This is a genomic window from Geopseudomonas aromaticivorans, assembly GCF_019097855.1.
Taxonomy (GTDB): Bacteria; Pseudomonadota; Gammaproteobacteria; order Pseudomonadales; family Pseudomonadaceae; genus Geopseudomonas; species Geopseudomonas aromaticivorans.
Genome location: NZ_JAHRGL010000019.1, coordinates 14967 through 31852 on the forward strand (window position 1 = coordinate 14967; position 16886 = coordinate 31852).

At 66.5% G+C, this 16886-nt stretch carries 16 protein-coding genes; 6 read left to right on the forward strand and 10 right to left on the reverse strand.

All coding sequences use genetic code 11. The features are described 5' to 3' along the window. Nucleotides 1-90 precede the first annotated feature (90 nt). The 5 genes from KRX52_RS08220 to KRX52_RS08240 form a co-directional block, all read right to left on the reverse strand. Nucleotides 91-1335 (reverse strand): ribonucleotide-diphosphate reductase subunit beta, encoded by a 1245-nt coding sequence (locus KRX52_RS08220; RefSeq protein WP_217681255.1) that lies wholly within the window; start codon nucleotides 1333-1335, stop codon nucleotides 91-93. Between the two features lie 237 nt (nucleotides 1336-1572). Next, nucleotides 1573-4428: a ribonucleoside-diphosphate reductase subunit alpha gene (locus KRX52_RS08225; RefSeq protein ID WP_217681256.1), complete on the reverse strand. Its 2856-nt coding sequence runs from the start codon at nucleotides 4426-4428 to the stop codon at nucleotides 1573-1575. Nucleotides 4429-5033: 605 nt separating this feature from the next. After that, nucleotides 5034-5765, reverse strand: coding sequence for a 4'-phosphopantetheinyl transferase family protein (locus KRX52_RS08230; protein WP_217681257.1), 732 nt, complete (start codon nucleotides 5763-5765; stop codon nucleotides 5034-5036). Between the two features lie 31 nt (nucleotides 5766-5796). Continuing rightward, nucleotides 5797-7188, reverse strand: a complete 1392-nt coding sequence (locus tag KRX52_RS08235; protein WP_217681258.1) for an adenylate/guanylate cyclase domain-containing protein — start codon at nucleotides 7186-7188, stop codon at nucleotides 5797-5799. A gap of 157 nt (nucleotides 7189-7345) precedes the next feature. Next, on the reverse strand, nucleotides 7346-8800 hold the full coding sequence (locus KRX52_RS08240; RefSeq protein ID WP_217681259.1) for a TrkH family potassium uptake protein: 1455 nt from the start codon (nucleotides 8798-8800) through the stop codon (nucleotides 7346-7348). Between the two features lie 164 nt (nucleotides 8801-8964). On the opposite strand from KRX52_RS08240, the gene KRX52_RS08245 reads away from it, so the two are divergent. Further along, a complete protein-coding gene (locus KRX52_RS08245; RefSeq protein WP_217681260.1) occupies nucleotides 8965-9336 on the forward strand; it encodes a YkgJ family cysteine cluster protein in 372 nt (123 codons plus the stop codon). Nucleotides 9337-9405: 69 nt separating this feature from the next. After that, the gene (locus KRX52_RS08250) at nucleotides 9406-9990 is read left to right on the forward strand and encodes a nitroreductase family protein (RefSeq protein ID WP_217681261.1); all 585 of its coding nucleotides are present in this window, start codon (nucleotides 9406-9408) and stop codon (nucleotides 9988-9990) included. Here KRX52_RS08250 and KRX52_RS08255 read toward each other — a convergent pair. The 5 genes from KRX52_RS08255 to KRX52_RS08275 form a co-directional block, all read right to left on the reverse strand. Then, entirely contained in the window at nucleotides 9961-11292 is a 1332-nt protein-coding gene (locus KRX52_RS08255; protein WP_217681262.1) for a HAMP domain-containing sensor histidine kinase, read from the reverse strand. The two genes, KRX52_RS08250 and KRX52_RS08255, sit on opposite strands and share 30 nt — an antisense overlap. Nucleotides 11293-11364: 72 nt before the next feature. Continuing rightward, nucleotides 11365-11829 carry a Spy/CpxP family protein refolding chaperone gene (locus KRX52_RS08260; protein ID WP_217681263.1) on the reverse strand — a complete coding sequence of 155 codons (465 nt, stop codon included), beginning with the start codon at nucleotides 11827-11829 and terminating at the stop codon, nucleotides 11365-11367. 104 nt (nucleotides 11830-11933) lie between these two features. Then, nucleotides 11934-12620, reverse strand: coding sequence for a response regulator transcription factor (locus tag KRX52_RS08265; protein WP_217681264.1), 687 nt, complete (start codon nucleotides 12618-12620; stop codon nucleotides 11934-11936). Nucleotides 12621-12663: 43 nt separating this feature from the next. Continuing rightward, nucleotides 12664-12963, reverse strand: coding sequence for a YciI family protein (locus KRX52_RS08270; protein WP_217681265.1), 300 nt, complete (start codon nucleotides 12961-12963; stop codon nucleotides 12664-12666). 1 nt (nucleotide 12964) lies between these two features. After that, nucleotides 12965-13561 carry a septation protein A gene (locus tag KRX52_RS08275; RefSeq protein ID WP_217681266.1) on the reverse strand — a complete coding sequence of 199 codons (597 nt, stop codon included), beginning with the start codon at nucleotides 13559-13561 and terminating at the stop codon, nucleotides 12965-12967. Nucleotides 13562-13627: 66 nt separating this feature from the next. Between KRX52_RS08275 and KRX52_RS08280 the strand changes: the two genes are divergently transcribed. The 4 genes from KRX52_RS08280 to scpB are packed head-to-tail and all read left to right on the forward strand — an operon-like array spanning nucleotide 13628 to nucleotide 16801. After that, nucleotides 13628-14488 carry a PHP domain-containing protein gene (locus KRX52_RS08280; RefSeq protein ID WP_217681267.1) on the forward strand — a complete coding sequence of 287 codons (861 nt, stop codon included), beginning with the start codon at nucleotides 13628-13630 and terminating at the stop codon, nucleotides 14486-14488. Nucleotides 14489-14497: 9 nt separating this feature from the next. Further along, entirely contained in the window at nucleotides 14498-15127 is a 630-nt protein-coding gene (locus tag KRX52_RS08285) for an L-threonylcarbamoyladenylate synthase (RefSeq protein WP_217681268.1), read from the forward strand. A 28-nt stretch (nucleotides 15128-15155) separates the two neighbouring features. Beyond that, nucleotides 15156-16028, forward strand: coding sequence for a segregation and condensation protein A (locus KRX52_RS08290; protein WP_437439694.1), 873 nt, complete (start codon nucleotides 15156-15158; stop codon nucleotides 16026-16028). Continuing rightward, entirely contained in the window at nucleotides 16025-16801 is a 777-nt protein-coding gene (scpB, locus tag KRX52_RS08295) for an SMC-Scp complex subunit ScpB (RefSeq protein WP_217681269.1), read from the forward strand. Before KRX52_RS08290 ends, scpB begins: the two co-directional genes overlap by 4 nt. The last annotated feature ends 85 nt before the right edge of the window (nucleotides 16802-16886 follow it).

Below are 16886 nucleotides of genomic sequence, written 5' to 3' on the forward strand. Positions count from 1 at the left end.
AAGGAGGGGGCAGGAGCTAGCTGCTCCAGGCAAATGGGCCGTTCTAATGGGGGACAGAGAGGAACCCGCAGGCCCCTCTCTGTTGGTGCATCAATCCCAAGCCAACGCCCCACCCGTCTGATACTCGGTCACACGAGTCTCAAAGAAATTCTTCTCCTTCTTCAAGTCCATGATTTCCGACATCCACGGGAACGGGTTGGTGGTGCCCGGGTATTCTTCCTTGAGGCCGATCTGGGTCAGACGGCGGTTGGCGATGAACTTGAGGTAGTCCTCCATCATTGCCGCGTTCATGCCCAGCACGCCGCGCGGCATGGTGTCGCGTGCGTATTCGATCTCCAGCTGGGTGCCCTGCAGGATCATCTGGGTGGCTTCGTCCTTCAGCTCGGCATCCCACAGGTGCGGGTTTTCGATCTTGATCTGGTTGATCACGTCGATGCCGAAGTTCAGGTGCATGGACTCGTCGCGCAGGATGTACTGGAACTGCTCGGCGACGCCGGTCATCTTGTTGCGGCGGCCCATGGAGAGGATCTGGGTGAAGCCGCAGTAGAAGAAGATGCCTTCCAGTACGCAGTAGTAGGCGATCAGGTTGCGCAGCAGCTCCTTGTCGGTCTCGACGGTGCCGGTGTCGAACTCCGGATCGGAGATGGCGCGGGTGTACTTGAGGCCCCAGGCGGCCTTCTTCGCCACCGACGGTACCTCGTGGTACATGTTGAAGATCTCGCCCTCGTCCATGCCCAGCGACTCGATGCAGTACTGGTAGGCGTGGGTGTGGATCGCTTCCTCGAAGGCCTGGCGCAGGATGTACTGGCGGCACTCGGGGTTGGTGATCAGGCGGTACACGGCCAGGGCCAGGTTGTTGGCGACCAGCGAGTCGGCGGTGGAGAAGAAGCCGAGGTTGCGCATGACGATGCGCCGCTCGTCCTCGGTCAGGCCGTCCTGGCTCTTCCACAGGGCGATGTCCGCGTTCATGTTGACCTCTTGCGGCATCCAGTGGTTGGCGCAGCCGTCGAGGTATTTCTGCCAGGCCCAGTCGTACTTGAAGGGTACGAGCTGGTTGAGGTCGGCGCGGCAGTTGATCATGCGCTTGGCGTCGACGGTGACGCGGGCGCCTTCGCCTTCCAGCTCGGCCAGGCCTTCGGCGATGTCCAGCTGGTCGAGGGCGGCCTTGGCGCGGGCCACGGCGGCGGAGTCGTCGGCGGTCACGGCGCGGGCGTCGTGCACGGAGGCCTCGGCGGCGCTGTCGAGCTTGTCGGGGGCGGCGCTGGCGGCAGCCTGGGGCGCGGCCGGCTTGGCTACGGTTTCTTCTTCGGTATCGAATTCATCCCAGCTCAGCATGATGCTTCTCCTGCCTGGTTGAGCGGGCCGACGTTCATCGGCCTGTATGGATAGACAGTAAATTGATTCTATGACGTTGCGGCGTGTGCGCAAGACGGAAAACGGGGCCGTTGGTCTGGGGAGGGCCTGGCCTGGTTGATCCCTCTCCCTGGCCCTCTCCCGAGCGGGAGAGGGTGGGCAATCGCTACTTCGCAGCGAGCCTCTCCGGAACGATGCCGCTCCGGAGAGGCGTCCGCCTTACTGGCAGGCTTCGCAGTCCGGGTTGTCGATGCTGCACGCTTGCGGGACCGGAGCCGGCTTGGGCTCGGCAGCCGAGAGGCTTTCGTCGATCACCGAGCTGACGGCGTTGAGCTTGCCGGTGGTGATGGTCGACTTCTCGGTGCTGGTCGCGGCCAGGGCACGGAGGTAGTAGGTGGTCTTCAGGCCACGGTACCAGGCCATGCGGTAGGTCACGTCGAGCTTCTTGCCCGAGGCGCCGGCGATGTACAGGTTCAGCGACTGGGCCTGGTCGATCCACTTCTGGCGGCGGCTGGCGGCCTCGACGATCCAGCGGGTCTCCACTTCAAAGGCGGTGGCGTACAGGTCCTTGAGGTCCTGCGGGATGCGCTCGATCTGCTGCACGGAGCCGTCGTAGTACTTGAGGTCGTTGACCATCACCGGGTCCCACAGACCGCGGGCCTTGAGGTCGTGGACCAGGTAGGGGTTGATCACGGTGAACTCGCCGGACAGGTTCGACTTCACGTACAGGTTCTGGTAGGTCGGCTCGATCGACTGCGACACGCCAACGATGTTGGAGATGGTCGCGGTCGGCGCGATGGCCATGATGTTCGAGTTGCGGATGCCTTTCTGCACGCGGGCACGCAGCGGCGCCCAGTCCAGCGACTCGCTCAGGTCGACGTCGATGTACTTCTGGCCGCGGGCCTCGATGAGGATCTGCTGGGAGTCCAGCGGCAGGATGCCCTTGGACCACAGCGAGCCGTCGAAGCTGGAGTAGGCGCCGCGCTCGTCGGCCAGGTCGCAGGAGGCCTGGATGGCGTAGTAGCTGATGGCTTCCATCGACTGGTCGGCGAAGGTCACCGCGGCGTCGGAGCCGTAGGCGATGTGCTGCAGGTACAGCGCGTCCTGGAAGCCCATGATGCCGAGACCAACCGGACGGTGCTTGAAGTTGGCGTTCTGCGCCTGCGGCACCGAGTAGTAGTTGATGTCGATGACGTTATCGAGCATGCGCACGGCGGTCTTCACGGTGCGGGCCAGCTTGGCGCTGTCCAGCTTGCCGTCGACGATGTGGTTCGGCAGGTTGACCGAGCCCAGGTTGCAGACGGCGATCTCGTCCTTGTTGGTGTTCAGGGTGATCTCGGTGCACAGGTTGGAGCTGTGTACCACGCCGACGTGCTGCTGCGGGCTGCGCAGGTTGCACGGGTCCTTGAAGGTCAGCCACGGGTGGCCGGTCTCGAACAGCATGGACAGCATCTTGCGCCACAGGTCCTTGGCCTTGATGGTCTTGTGCAGCTTGAGCTTGCCGTAGGTGGTCAGGGCTTCGTAGTACTCGTAGCGCTCTTCGAAGGCCTTGCCGGTCAGGTCGTGCAGGTCGGGCACGTCGGACGGCGAGAACAGGGTCCAGTCGCCGTCGTCGAACACGCGCTTCATGAACAGGTCGGGAATCCAGTTCGCGGTGTTCATGTCGTGGGTGCGGCGGCGGTCGTCACCGGTGTTCTTGCGCAGTTCGAGGAATTCCTCGATGTCCAGGTGCCAGGTTTCCAGGTAGGCGCAGACCGCGCCCTTGCGCTTGCCGCCCTGGTTGACCGCCACGGCGGTGTCGTTGACCACCTTGAGGAAAGGCACGACGCCCTGGCTCTTGCCGTTGGTGCCCTTGATGTAGGAGCCCAGCGCGCGCACCGGGGTCCAGTCGTTGCCCAGGCCGCCGGCAAACTTGGACAGCAGGGCGTTGTCGCGGATGGCGTCGTAGATGCCGCCGAGGTCGTCCGGCACGGTGGTCAGGTAGCAGCTGGACAGCTGCGGGCGCAGGGTGCCGGCGTTGAACAGGGTCGGGGTCGACGCCATGTAGTCGAAGCTGGACAGCAGGTTGTAGAACTCGATGGCGCGCGCTTCTTTGTCCTTTTCCGCGATGGCCAGGCCCATGGCCACGCGCATGAAGAACACCTGCGGCAGTTCGAAGCGGATGTCGTCCTTGTGGATGAAGTAGCGGTCGTACAGGGTCTGCAGGCCGAGGTAGGTGAACTGCTGGTCGCGCTCGTGATCCAGCGCGGCGCCCAGCTTGGCCAGGTCGTAATCGCGCAGCTTGGGATCGAGCAGCTCGAACTCGATGCCCTTGTCGATGTACACCGGCAGGGCCTGGGCGTACAGCGCGGCCATCTCGTGGTGGGTGGCGCGCTCGGCGACGCCGAGGAAGCCCAGCGCTTCGGCGCGCAGGGTGTCCATCAGCAGGCGGGCGGTGACGTAGGAGTAGTTCGGCTCGCGCTCGACCAGGGTGCGCGCGGTCATCACCAAGGCGGTGTTGACGTCCTGCTCGGACACGCCGTCGTAGAGGTTCTTCAGGGTGTCGCGCTGGATCAGCGCGCCGTCCACTTCGGCCAGGCCTTCGCAGGCTTCGGCGATGATGGTTTGCAGGCGGCCGAGGTCGAGCGGGATCTTCTCGCCGTTGGCCAGGGTGATGCGGATGCTCGGGTGCGGCTGGGCCACTTCGCTGCCGGCGCTGCGCTTGCGCTCCTGGGCGCGGGCTTCGCGGTAGATCACGTAGTCGCGGGCAACCTTCTGCTCGCCGGCGCGCATCAGGGCCAGTTCGACCTGGTCCTGGATTTCCTCGATGTGGATGGTGCCGCCGGAGGGCATGCGACGCTTGAAGGTGGTGGTGACCTGCTCGGTCAGGCGCGCGACGGTGTCATGGATGCGCGACGAGACGGCGGCGTTGCCGCCTTCCACTGCGAGGAAGGCCTTGGTGATGGCCACGGTGATCTTGTCGTCGGTGTAGGGGACGACAGTGCCGTTGCGCTTGATCACGCGCAGCTGGCCCGGGGCGGTGGCCGCTAGGTCCTGGCTGGCTGTCGGGTTCTCGCGAGTGGTGTCAGTTTGCATCGAGGGCTCCGCAATTTCGGTTTTAGGTTTGGACGCTCGGGGCGCCGCCTTGGCTGGCGGATGCCTCAACACCACATGGGGCAGGCGGAGGCGGCGGTACCGATCAAACGTCGATTCTTACTCTGTCCCTGCGACGGCAGATGAGCGGGTCATCCTGCCGGCAGGGCACTAGATATAGTGTTTAGTCTTCAGCGGCGCTTTTTGCCAGCTCTGCGCATCGGGAGAGACTAGCAAGCCTGGTTTGGCGGAGATCGAAACAGGGTCTCAGTCGCCATGTGAAGACGGTCAAAGAGCTGGCGTTCTGTACGCGGAAAAAATTCAGCAACCACAACATGTAGTGTTCGGTGCATTCGGCCGCTACAGCATAGTGCGTGGGTAGTGGTCGTGCAAACGGCTGCTGTGGATAGGGCTGTGGATAAGGTGTGGGTGGCCTGTGTGCTGTCCCGGCTACCCGGCGCAGCCCGCAGTCATGCTGCATTTGCACCGTTCGTCGCCTTTTCCGTCGCGCCAAAAGGGGCTGGCCGGGCGGCGAAGGGCGCGCAAGTTAACACAATATCTAGTGGGTTGGCAGGCTTGGAAAAACGCCCCGATTGTGCTCGGGCGGTTCAGTGCGCGGGGACCCACACCAGGCTGAGCAGGCGCTCTTCGCGGATGCCGAACTGGCCTTCCAGGCAGGTGCCCCGGGTCCATTCGGCGTCCAGATCCTCGCGCAGTTGCAGGCGTACCCGGCCGTTGTCCGCCTGTTCGACCAAGGCGGCGGCCTGGAAGTAGAAGCGCCGCCGCACCAGCGGGTAGAGCGCCTTGAACAGGCTTTCCTTGAGCGAGAAGCACAGGGTCAGGTAGGTGGCGCGTTGCTCGTCGGCCAGTTGCTGGAAGTGCTGCAGCTCGGCGGGGGTGAGAATTTCGCCCGCCAGGCGTTCGCTGCGCGCAGGGGGCAGCAGGTGTTCCGCGTCGAGCCCGAGGCCGCGCCAGGCGCTGCTGTGGCCGACCAGGGCGGCGGCCCAGCCGTGGCTGTGGGTGATGCTGCCGGTGATGCCTGGTGGCCAGCAGGGCGCGTTGTCCGCGCCGCGGGCCGGGAAGCTGGGCGTACCGCTGAGCTGGCGCAGGGCGCTGGCGGCGCACAGGCGGCCGGCGAGGTATTCGCTCTGGCGCTTGCGGGCGGCGCTGGCTATACCGGGCGGCAGGGTCAGCTGGCTGCGGGCGAAGTCGTCGGCCGCGAGCTGCGCGGGGTCGAAGCGGCAGCTGTGCAGGGTCAGGCCGGGCAGCGCCTGTGGCAGCGGCCAGTCGGCTTCGGGGACGCTGCAACAGGCGGGCAGGGAGGGTTTCGGGGCAGGCATGCGGTGAGTATGCCGCAGCCGCGCGGCCGGGTCAGTAGATGACCTTGTCGCGCAGCTTCTCGGCGGCCTGCTGCAGGGCGAGGATGACCCGCTCCTTGTCGTAGTTCTGGATGCTGTTGGTGTCCAGGTACATGGAGAATCCCTGCAGTTCGTGCTCCAGGTAGCTGGAAGCGGCGCCGAGGTCGCGGCGGAAGTCGACAACCTGGTAGATCTGCACCGGGCGGGAGAAGCCCTTGACGCTGATCTGGCCCTTGTCGCGGCACATGATCACGTCCTTGATCATCGAGTAGGTCTCGTGGGAGATGAGGATCTCGCCGGACTCGGAGGCGCTTTCCAGGCGGCTGGCGAGGTTCACCTCGCGGCCGATGATGGTGTAGTCCATGCGCGTGTCGGCGCCGAAGTTGCCCACGGTGCAGTAGCCGGTGTTGATGCCCATGCGGATTTCCAGCGGCTTGGTGATGCCCTGGCTGCGCCACTGCTGGCGAAGTACCTTCATGTGCTTGCGCATGGCGATGGCCATGGACACGGCGGCCACGGCGTCCTTCTTGGCACCCTGGGTGGTGGGGTCGCCGAAGAAGATCATCACCGCGTCGCCGATGAACTTGTCGATGGTGCCGCCGTATTTCAGGGCGATCTTCGACATCTCGTTGAGGTAGGTGTTGAGGACGTCGGTCAGCGCCTCGGCTTCCAGTTCCTCGGACAGCTCGGTGAAGCCCTTGATGTCGGAGAAGAACACGGTGAGCTTCTTGCGCTGGGTTTCCAGACGCACGCTCTTCTTGCCGCTGAAGATCGATTCCCACACTTGCGGCGACAGGTACTTGGACAGGCTGCTCGCCAGGCGCGCGGCCTTTTCCTGCTCCTTCTTGACCTCTTCGCGGGCCAGAGCCAGGCGGATGGCCTGCTCATGGACGAGGAAGGCGGCGATGCACAGATAAAGCAGGGTGAACAGGATGCTGACCGCCGAAACCAGCGGCGGGGTAGCCAGCTTGAGCTCGGGATTGATCACCACGAAGCTGAGCACGGCACCGCACAGCGCGCCGAGCGTGACCAGGGTGAGCGAGCGCAGGCCGCCAATGATCAGGGCGCTGAAGCCCAGCGTGAGGGCGAACATCAGGCTGGGCACCAGCGAGTAGCCGAGCAGGGTCATGCCGGCGCCGGCATGCGCGGCGTCGACCAGCATCAGGGCCTGGTCGGTCTGCTGCGGGTGGCTGTGCTTGAAGCGCTCGCTCAGGCGCTGGGCCAGGTGCGGGTAGAGCAGGGTGTAGGGCACCAGCCAGAGGATGTCGTAGCCGAAGTGCTGGCTGTAGGTGCCGGCAGCGATGCTGGCGGCGGCGGCCAGATAGGCCAGCACGCGCGACTGGTATTCGCGCCGGCGAGGGTCCGGCAGTGGCTTGGCCGAACGCGCGAAGGGTGTGAGTTTCATCTGGCCGAGAGGTTCCCTGGCAGGTGCCTGCACCTCTAATGCGGGTGCTACAGGCTGGACGGGCCACTGGCGAGCCGTGGCCGACGGCGGATCTTAGCCGAGCCGTGGGCTGGGCGCAAAGCACCCGCGCTGGCTGCGGCATGCTGTCACTGGTGGCCTAGTGCCGCCAGAAGGCCGGAGTCAGCAGTACCAGGATGGTGATGATTTCCAGGCGGCCGAGCAGCATGCCGATCGACAGCAGCCATTTGGCACTGTCGGGCAGGGTGGCGAAATTGCCGGCCGGGCCGATGATCGGGCCTAGGCCCGGGCCGACGTTGCACACGGCGGTGGCGGCGCCGGTCAGCGCGGTGACCCAGTCCAGGCCGATCAGGGCGAGGCCGAGGGCGATCACGCCGATGGTGATGGTGAAGAAGAAGGAGAAGGTGATCAGCGAGCGGACGATGTCGTCGTCGATCGCATGGTTGTTGTACTGCTGCTTGATCACCGCACGCGGGTGGATCATCTGCTGCATGTTGGCCTTGAGCATCACGTAGGCGACCTGGAAGCGGAAGATCTTCAGGCCGCCGGCGGTGGAGCCGGAGCAGCCGCCGATGAAGGTCAGGTAGAAGAACAGCAGGATCGAGAAGCTGCCCCACAGGGTGTAGTCGCCGAGGGCCACGCCAGTGGTGGTCACTACCGAGGTGACGTTGAGGGCGACGATGCGAAAGGCGTCCAGCCAGTCGTTGTCGGAGTTGAACCACAGCCAGGTGCCGAACACCAGCCAGGTGACCAGCAGGAAGCCGAGGAAGCCGCGTACCTGTTGATCGCGAAACAGCGCCTTGCGGTGGCCGCGCAGGTAGGCCACGTACAGGGTGAACGGCAGGCTGCCGAGGATCATGAACAGTACCGCCACCCAGTGCACCGCCGGTTGCGTCCAGTGTGCCAGCGACGAGTCCGAGGTGGAGAAGCCGCCGGTGGAGATCATCGACATCGAGTGGTTGATTGCCTCGAACGGGGTCATCCCGGCCCACCAGAAGGCGAGGAATCCGAGCAGGGTGAAGGCGACGTAGATGCCCAGGATGTACTTGGCCACCATGTGCGAGCGCGGCATGACCTTCTCCGACCAGTCGGAGGATTCGGTCTGGAACAGGCGCATGCCGCCGACGCGCAGCAGCGGCAGCACGGCCACGGCCATGCCGATGAAGCCGATGCCGCCCAGCCAGTGCAGCATCGAGCGCCAGATCAGCAGGGCCGGCGAGGCGTGGTCGAGGCCGGTGAGAACGGTCGAGCCGGTGGTGGTGATGCCCGACATAGTCTCGAAGAAGGCGTCGGTGTAGCTGATGTGCTGGATGAACACCATCGGCAGGGCGGCGAAGATGCACACCACCACCCAGCTCGAGGTGGTCAACATGTACATGTCGCGCGGGCGCAGCTGCACGTGCCGCGGCTGGCCGGGCAGGACCATGGCCAGGCCGCAGCCGAGGCTGATCAGCGCCGGCCAGAGGAAGTCCGACAGTCGCTCCTCGGCGCCCATCGTCAGCAGGGTGAGAATCGGGATGCCCATGCTGATCGCCAGGGTGATCAGGAAAATGCCGAGGATAAAGGCGATCATACGCAGGGTGGGCAGGGCCATGAGCGGGGGCTTCGCAGGCTGAAGAGTGCGGCATTCTGCGCGCCCGCCGAGGTGCTGTAAACGGCGCGAAAAAATTCTGCCCGACGGTCTTTCCAGCGCGATTCGGCACTCGCTAGAATCCGCGGCTCCCGCCGGCAGTCGCCGGTTTCCGCGGTATTGCACCGATGTCCGACAATAATCCCTGCCTCACGTGCGGCGCCTGCTGCGCGCACTTTCGTGTGTCCTTCTACTGGGGCGAATGCCAGTCGGCCGGCGGCGTCGTTCCGGACGAGCTGGTCGAGCAGATCACTCCCTATCATGCGGCCATGCGCGGCACCACCAGCAAGCCGGCGCGCTGCGTCAGCCTGCTGGGCGATGTGGGCTGCGGCGTGCGCTGCACCATGTACGAGCAGCGCTCCTCGCCCTGCCGCGAGTTCGAGGCCTCCTGGGAGCATGGCGAGCACAATCCGCGCTGCGACGCCGCTCGCGCCGCCCACGGCCTGCCGCCGCTGACCCCGCCGCTGGAGCCGGATATGGCCCCGGACCGCGTGGCCTGAGGTGCAGCCGGGCGGCGGCGAAACATTCGGCGCTAGAATGCGCTCTTTGCCATCCGACAGGAGAATTCCATGCAGGCTCTCGACGCCCTGATCAATCGTGTTTCGGTGGCGCGCCTGGGTGAGCCGGCGCCGTCGGCGCAGCAGCGCGAGCTGCTGTTCCGGGCCGCCTTGCGCGCCCCCGATCATGGTCAGCTACGGCCCTGGCGCTTTCTCACCGTGGAAGGCGAAGCCCGCGAGGCGCTCGGCGAGTTGTTTGCCCGCGCCCAGTGCGTGCGCGACCCGCAGGCGCCGGCGGCGCTGCTGGACAAGGCCCGCGGCATGCCGCTGCGGGCGCCGCTGCTGATCGTGGCGATCGCCAGCCCGAAGGCGCACCCCAAGGTGCCGGAGTCGGAGCAGCTGCTGGCGGCCGGCTGTGCGGCGCACGGCCTGCTGCTCGCCGCGCATGCCCAGGGCATCGGCGCCATCTGGCGTACCGGCGAGTTGACCGGCGATGCCACGGTGAAAGCCGGCCTGGGGCTGGCCGCGCACGAGCAGATCATCGGCTTCCTTTACCTGGGCACGCCGCTGGGCGAGCTGCGTACGCCGCAAGCGCTGGAGCCGGCGGACTTCGTTGCCGCGTGGTCGTCAGACCTCGGCGCTGTCGCTCAGGGGTAGTTCGAGGCGGGCCACAAAGCCGCCGTCGGGATGATTGGCCAGCAGCAGCTGGCCGCCATGGCGCTGGGCGGCGCGGCGGGCGATGGCCAGGCCCAGACCATGGCCCGGACTGTCCTGGCCGGGGGCGCGGAAGAATGGCTCACCGAGCTTGGCCAGGTGTTCGCTGGCCACTCCGGGGCCATGATCGCGTACTTCCAGCACCAGGTGCCGTCCGTCGCGGTGGGCGCCGATTTCCAGTGGCTGGCCCGCCGGGTTGAAGCGCAGGGCGTTACGCAGCAGGTTGTCCAGCGCCTGCTCGAGCAGCTCCGGCCAGCCTTGCAGGTGCAGTCCCGCGTCCATGTCGAGGCGGACTTCCTGCTGCGGTGCCAGCAGCCGCGCATCCTCGCGCAGCTTGCCGAGCAGTGCCGGCAGGTCCACCGGCTGTGACTTGCTGCTCTCGGCATCCACCCGCGCCAGCAGCAGAATCTCGCTGATCAGCGCTTCCAGTCGATCGCACTCCTGCACCAGACGCGGCCACAGGCGCGCGCGCTCTTCGGCGCCGGCGCGCTCGGCCAGCGCCAGGGCCACGCGCAGGCGCGCCAGCGGCGAGCGCAGTTCGTGGGACACGTCGCGCAGCAGCTGGCGCTGGCTGCCGATCAGGTCCTGCAGGCGGGCGCCCATGCGGTTGAAGTCGCGCGCCAGGGTGCCCAGTTCGTCGCGACGGCTGGACAGGCGGGCCAGGCTGTTCTGCTGGTAGGCGGCCTGGCCGAGGTCGTGCACCGCACCGCGCAGGCGGTCGAGCGGGCGGGTGATGGACAGGGTCAGCAGCACGCTGAGCAGGCTCAGCACCACCACGGCGATCAACAGGGCGCTGAGCGGCCACAGCAGGCTGTCGCGGTGCCAGGCAGCCAGCTCCTGATGTGGGATGCGGTAGATGAAAAGGTAGGTCTGGCCGCTGTCCGGGCTGCGGTATTCCTCGGTCAGCCGTCGCCAGGGCAGGCGTTTCTGGTTGTGCTGGCGCGCCTCGAAGGCCGCGGCGCGGGGCGGGAAGGTGCCGCGGACCAGGGGCTCGCCGGTTTCGTCGAGCACCTGCACGTCGGCGTGCTGGCGATGCTTGTGCTGCACCAGAAAATCCTGGGCGGCCATCGGCCCTTGCTGCTCGAAGTGCTCAGTCCATTCGGCGGCGACGCCGCGCACGCCGGGATGATGGGCGAGGATCCAGCGATCCTGGTTCAGGGCCTGGCCGAGCAGCAGCGACAGACCGGCCACCAGGGCGATGGCCAGCCAGAAGGTGGCGAAGATGCGCCAGAACAGTGAACCCATGGGCGCAGCTCCGTCGTAGCTCGTGCGGGAATAAAAAAACCGGGACGTCCCTCTGGACGCCCCGGTCGGGGGTTACTGAGCGGCTTTCTTGTCGCGCTCGGCCTTCCAGGCTTCGAACTCACGGCGTTCGGCGCGGCGCTTTTCCATGTCCTTCTGCATCTGGTCGAACTGCTTCTGCTGCTCCGGGGTCAGGACGTCGCGGATGGCTTTCTGGTGCTTGTCGCGGTTGGCTTCCTGCTCCTTCTGCATGGCGGCCTTGTCGGCAGCCGGCAGCTTGTCCAGGTAGCGCTGGGTGATGTCGCGATGGGTCTGCATCTGCTCGCGCATGGCGCCGCGCACTTTCTGGCGCTGTTCGGGCGTCAGGTCCATTCCCCGCATGATTGAGCCGTCGCGGTGGCCGTCTCCGCGCATCATGTGGCTGTCGTGGTAGCCCTCGCCGCGCATGTGGTACGGACCCATGTCGTCCTCGCCGGGGGCGGCGATGGCCAGGGTCGGCAGGCTGGCGGCGAGGAGCAGGGCGGTCAGGGTCTTGCGCATGATCTGTTTCCTTCTCGATGACGGCGTGGTCGCCGGATGAGTTCAGTCTAGGGCGCGCAAGGTCAACTGCAGTCAGGCAGGGGTAAAGACTGGGTAAAGGTCGCTCAGGGGGCGTAGTAGTAGCCCCGCCCACGGCTGGCGAGGATGCGCGAACGGCCGTCGGCGTGCAGGCCGAGCTTCTTGCGCAGGTTGCTGATGTGCATGTCGAGGCTGCGGTCGTAGAGGGTCAGCTTGCGGCCAAGGGCGAGCTGGGCGAGGGTCTGCTTGTCCAGCGGCTCGCCCGGCTGCTTGAGCAGGGCGTCGAGGATGTGGCTTTCCGAGACGGTCAGGGTGATTTCCTGTTCGCCAAGCATGGCCACGCCGCGGGTAGGGCTGTAGCTCAGGTCGCCCAGCTCCAGGCGGGTGTTGCTGGCGCTGCCGCCACCCGGCTGTACCCGACGCAGCACGGCGCGCAGGCGGGCGGTCAGTTCGCGCGGGTCGCAGGGCTTGGCCAGATAGTCGTCGGCGCCCAGCTCCAGGCCGAGGATGCGGTCCAGCGGCTCGCCGCGGGCCGAGAGCATCAGTACCGGCAGCTCGGGATGCTCGCTGCGCAGCTGCTTGAGCAACTCCAGGCCGCTGCCGTCGGGCAGCATGACATCCAGCACCACGGCGTCCGGCGCCTGTCCGGCCAGCGCCTGGCGTGCGCTCACGCCGTCGTGGCAGGCCTGCACGCGAAAGCCTTCCTGGCCAAGCCAGGCAGCCAGCAGGTCGGTGAGCTCGCGGTCGTCGTCGATCAGCAGCAGGTCGTTCATGGGGGGCTCGGCTGGCGCGCCGGACAAGGGCGCGCCCGGTGGCTCAGGGCAGGGTCTGGCGGAACGGCTTGACCACCACCTCGGCGTAGACGCCAGCGGCACAGAAGGGGTCGGCGTCGGCCCAGGTGCGGGCGGCTTCCAGGGAATCGAATTCGGCGACGATCAGACTGCCGGTGAAGCCGGCCGGACCCGGATCGTTGCTGTCGATGGCCGGATGCGGGCCGGCGAGTACCAGGCGGCCGGCGTCCTGCAGTGCGGTGAGGCGTTCGAGGTGGGCCGGGCGGTTGGCCAGGCGGGCTTCGAGGGAGTTGGCAGCGTCGCTGGCGATGATGGCGTAGAGCATGTCAGTCCTTGGGGGCGTTTTTTTCGGGGGCGGCGTCTTGCATGTGGCGGGCGAGGAAGACGCCCTGGCCGAGCATGAACAGCAGGGTCAGGCCGAGGCTGCCGAAGACTTTGAAGTCGACCCAGTATTCGTGGAAGGTGAAGGCCACGTAGAGGTTGGCCAGGCCGCAGAACACGAAGAAGGCCACCCAGGCCAGGTTCAGGCGGGTCCACAGCGGCTGCGGCAGCGATACGGCGTGGCCCATGATGCGCTGGATCAGCGGCTTGTCGCCGATGAACTGGCTGGCGGCGAAGCCGAGGGCGAATAGCCAGTTGACCGCCGGCGCCTTCCACTTGAGGAAGGTCTCGCTGTGGAAGGCCAGGGTCATGCTGCCGAACAGCAGGCAGGCGAGCAGGGTGATCCACTGGCCCTTTTCCAGTTTGCGCTGCGTGGCGAAGATCAGGCCGTAGACCACCAAAGAGGCGCCGATCAGCACGGCGGTGGCGCTGAACACACCGCCGACGCTCAGGCTGTGCCCGGCGAGCTCGAGGGTGCGCGGCTCCATCTTGTAGGTGATGAAGAACAGGATCAGCGGGATGAAGTCGATGAATTGTTTCACGGCACACGCCACAGGCAGGATGAGGGGGCATAATAACAGACCAACAAAGACGGAAAAGCCTCGCCCATGTACGTTGATCTGCACTGTCACAGTACCGCCTCCGACGGCATGCTAACGCCTGCGGGAGTGGTGGCGCGGGCGCATGAGCGGGGCGTGGGTGTGCTGGCGCTGACCGACCACGATACCCTCGATGGCTTGCCCGAGGCGCGCATCGAGGCCGAGCGGCTGGGCATCGAACTGATCGACGGCATCGAGCTGTCCTGCACCTGGAACGGCGCGACCATCCATGTGCTCGGCTATGCCTTCGCGCCCGAGGCGCCCGCCCTGCAGCAGGCCATCGCGGCACTGCACGCGGGGCGCTGGGCACGCTCCGAGGAGATCGACCGGCGCCTGGCAGTCAAGGGCATGCCCGGCTGCCTGGAAGGCGCCCGGATGGTGCAGCAGGAGCGCGGCGACAGCGGCAATGCGCCGTCGCGGCCGCACTTCGCCGAGTTCATGGTGCGTGCCGGCTTCGTCAAGGATCATGCCCAGGCGTTCCAGCGCTGGCTGGGCGCCGGCAAGCTGGGTGACGTCAAGCAGCACTGGCCGACGCTGGAGAGCACCCTGGAAACCCTGCGCGCCTCCGGCGCCTCGATCAGTCTGGCGCATCCCTGCCATTACGACTTTACTCGGACTAAAAGGCGCAAGCTGGTGGCCGATTTCGCCGCCGGCGGCGGACATGCGCTGGAAGTGTCCAACGGCCCGCAAGTGGACAGTCAGGTCGGCATGCTGGTCAACCTCGCCCGCGAGTTCGGCCTGCTGGCCACTGCCGGCAGTGATTTTCACGGGCCGCGGCAATGGTCCGAACTGGGCAGCTACCGCGGCTTGCCCGCCGATGTGGCGCTGTTGTGGCCGCGTTTGGCTCGGATGGAACACCCTACCAGTTAAGGAGCGGCCATGAGCCAGTTCTTCCAGATTCATGCGGAAAACCCGCAGGCACGGCTGGTCAAGCAGGCCGTGGACATCATTCGCGAGGGCGGCGTGGCGGTCTATCCGACCGACTCCTCCTATGCCCTCGGCTGCCAGATCGGCAACAAGAGTGCGATCGACCGTATCCGCCACCTGCGCCGGCTGGATGACAAGCACAACTTCACCCTGCTGTGCCGCGACCTGTCGCAGCTTGGCGAGTACGCCAAGGTCGACACCAGCGCCTTTCGCCTGCTCAAGGCGCACACGCCGGGCCCCTACACCTTCATCCTCGACGCCACCCGCGAAGTGCCGCGCATGCTGCTGCATCCCAAGCGCCGCACCATCGGCCTGCGCGTGCCCGGCAATCCCATCACCCACGCGCTGCTGGCCGAACTGGGCGAGCCGCTGATGAGCGTGAGCCTGATCATGCCGGGTGACGAGCAGCCGCTGAGCGATCCCTACGAGATCCGCGACCGCCTGGACAAGCTGGTCGACCTGATCATCGATGGCGGCTACGGCAGCCTCGAAGCCTCCACCGTGATCAGTCTGCTGGGCGGCGAGCCCGAGGTGATCCGCGAAGGCTGCGGCGATCCCGAGCCGTTCCGGGAACCGGCCTGATGCGCGCTGAGCGTTGCGGGTTGGTCGGGTGAGCGAGCCGGCATTGCCCGACGCGGCGCTGGCGACCGAGGCCATCCCCGAGCAGCTGCCACTGGCGCTGGTCTATGGCGCGGCCTTCACCGAGCTGCCGCAGGACCTGTACATCCCGCCGGATGCCCTCGAGGTGTTCCTCGAGGCCTTCGAGGGACCGCTGGACCTGCTGCTGTACCTGATCCGCAAGCAGAACATCGATATCCTCGACATCCCGGTGGCTGAGATCACCCGCCAGTACATGGGCTATGTCGAGCTGATGAAGTCGGTGCACCTGGAGCTGGCGGCTGAGTACCTGGTGATGGCGGCGATGCTCGCCGAGATCAAGTCGCGCATGTTGCTGCCGCGTTCCAGCGAGGCGCTGGACGACGAGGAAGATCCGCGCGCCGAGCTGATCCGCCGGCTGCAGGAATACGAGCGTTTCAAGCAGGCCGCCGAGGAGCTGGATGCCCTGCCGCGGCTGGGTCGCGACCTGCACACCGCGCTGCTGCCGGCGCCGGAGGCGCGGGCGCGCACGCTGCTGCCGGAAGTGAGCCTGGACGAGGTCCTGCTGGCGATGGCCGAGGTGATGCGCCGCGCCGAGCTGTTCGAGAGCCACCAGGTCACCCGCGAGCTGCTGTCCACCCGCGAGCGCATGAGCGATGTGCTGGCGCGCCTGCAGGGCGGCGGCTTCGTCGCCTTCATCGCGCTGTTCACTGTCGAGGAGGGCAAGCTCGGGGTGGTGGTGACCTTCATGGCGATTCTCGAGCTGGTCAAGGAGTCGCTGGTCGAGCTGGTGCAGAACGAGCCGTTCACGCCCATTCATGTGCGTCTGCGCGGTGAAAGTGAAGCGGTTGAACAGAGTCTGGTTGTGGAGAGCGTTGCCGAATGAATCTTGCCGATCCGCGCCAGCTGGCGACGGTGCTCGAGGCGATCCTGCTGGCGGCTGGCAAGCCGCTGCCGCTGGAGCGCCTGGCCGAGCTGTTCGACGAGCATGAGCGTCCCTCGCCCAAGCTGCTGCGCGAGGCTCTCGGGGTACTGGGCGGCTCCTGCCTGGGGCGTGGCTTCGAACTCAGCGAGGTGGCCTCCGGCTACCGCCTGCAGGTGCGCGAGCGCTTCTCGCCCTGGGTCGGCCGGCTGTCGGAGGAGCGCCCGCAGCGCTACTCGCGGGCGCTGCTGGAGACCCTGGCGCTGATCGCCTACCGCCAGCCGATCACCCGTGGCGAGATCGAGGAGGTGCGCGGTGTGGCAGTCAACAGCAACATCGTCAAGACCCTGCTTGAGCGTGAGTGGATCCGCGTGGTCGGCTACCGCGAGGTGCCGGGGCGGCCGGCGATGTTCGCCACCACCCGGGAGTTCCTCGACAACTTCAATCTGAAGAATCTCGACGAGCTGCCGCCGCTGGCCGCACTGCGCGAGCTGGAGCCGCGGCTGCCGACGGAGGATCTCGATCCCGAGGTGCCGGCCAGTCTGCAGGCGCGCGCCGACCTGGCCCTGGCCGAAGACGGCGAGGAGGCCTCTGGCGAGCCGCGCAGCGAAACCAACTTCCGCAGCCTGCTGGCCGAGCTGGATGCGATGGAGCAGGGGTTGAAGAGCGATTTCGACGACCTGCCGCAACTGCAGCTGGACGATGAGGACGCTGCCGCCGTCGAGCGGGCCGACTGACGCGCTGCTGCCGTGCTGCAGGTCCAGCCGGTCGCCTGCAGGGTGCGCGTAGCCCGCTGTCGGCGTATGATGCGCGCCCGCTCTT

Bases quoted from the DNA above. Each gene is read 5' to 3' on its own strand.
- KRX52_RS08220 (WP_217681255.1), bottom strand. From the start codon at position 1,335: ATGCTGAGCTGGGATGAATTCGATACCGAAGAAGAAACCGTAGCCAAG.
- KRX52_RS08225 (WP_217681256.1), bottom strand. From the start codon at position 4,428: ATGCAAACTGACACCACTCGCGAGAACCCGACAGCCAGCCAGGACCTA.
- KRX52_RS08230 (WP_217681257.1), bottom strand. From the start codon at position 5,765: ATGCCTGCCCCGAAACCCTCCCTGCCCGCCTGTTGCAGCGTCCCCGAA.
- KRX52_RS08235 (WP_217681258.1), bottom strand. From the start codon at position 7,188: ATGAAACTCACACCCTTCGCGCGTTCGGCCAAGCCACTGCCGGACCCT.
- KRX52_RS08240 (WP_217681259.1), bottom strand. From the start codon at position 8,800: ATGGCCCTGCCCACCCTGCGTATGATCGCCTTTATCCTCGGCATTTTC.
- KRX52_RS08245 (WP_217681260.1), top strand. From the start codon at position 8,965: ATGTCCGACAATAATCCCTGCCTCACGTGCGGCGCCTGCTGCGCGCAC.
- KRX52_RS08250 (WP_217681261.1), top strand. From the start codon at position 9,406: ATGCAGGCTCTCGACGCCCTGATCAATCGTGTTTCGGTGGCGCGCCTG.
- KRX52_RS08255 (WP_217681262.1), bottom strand. From the start codon at position 11,292: ATGGGTTCACTGTTCTGGCGCATCTTCGCCACCTTCTGGCTGGCCATC.
- KRX52_RS08260 (WP_217681263.1), bottom strand. From the start codon at position 11,829: ATGCGCAAGACCCTGACCGCCCTGCTCCTCGCCGCCAGCCTGCCGACC.
- KRX52_RS08265 (WP_217681264.1), bottom strand. From the start codon at position 12,620: ATGAACGACCTGCTGCTGATCGACGACGACCGCGAGCTCACCGACCTG.
- KRX52_RS08270 (WP_217681265.1), bottom strand. From the start codon at position 12,963: ATGCTCTACGCCATCATCGCCAGCGACGCTGCCAACTCCCTCGAAGCC.
- KRX52_RS08280 (WP_217681267.1), top strand. From the start codon at position 13,628: ATGTACGTTGATCTGCACTGTCACAGTACCGCCTCCGACGGCATGCTA.
- KRX52_RS08285 (WP_217681268.1), top strand. From the start codon at position 14,498: ATGAGCCAGTTCTTCCAGATTCATGCGGAAAACCCGCAGGCACGGCTG.
- scpB (WP_217681269.1), top strand. From the start codon at position 16,025: ATGAATCTTGCCGATCCGCGCCAGCTGGCGACGGTGCTCGAGGCGATC.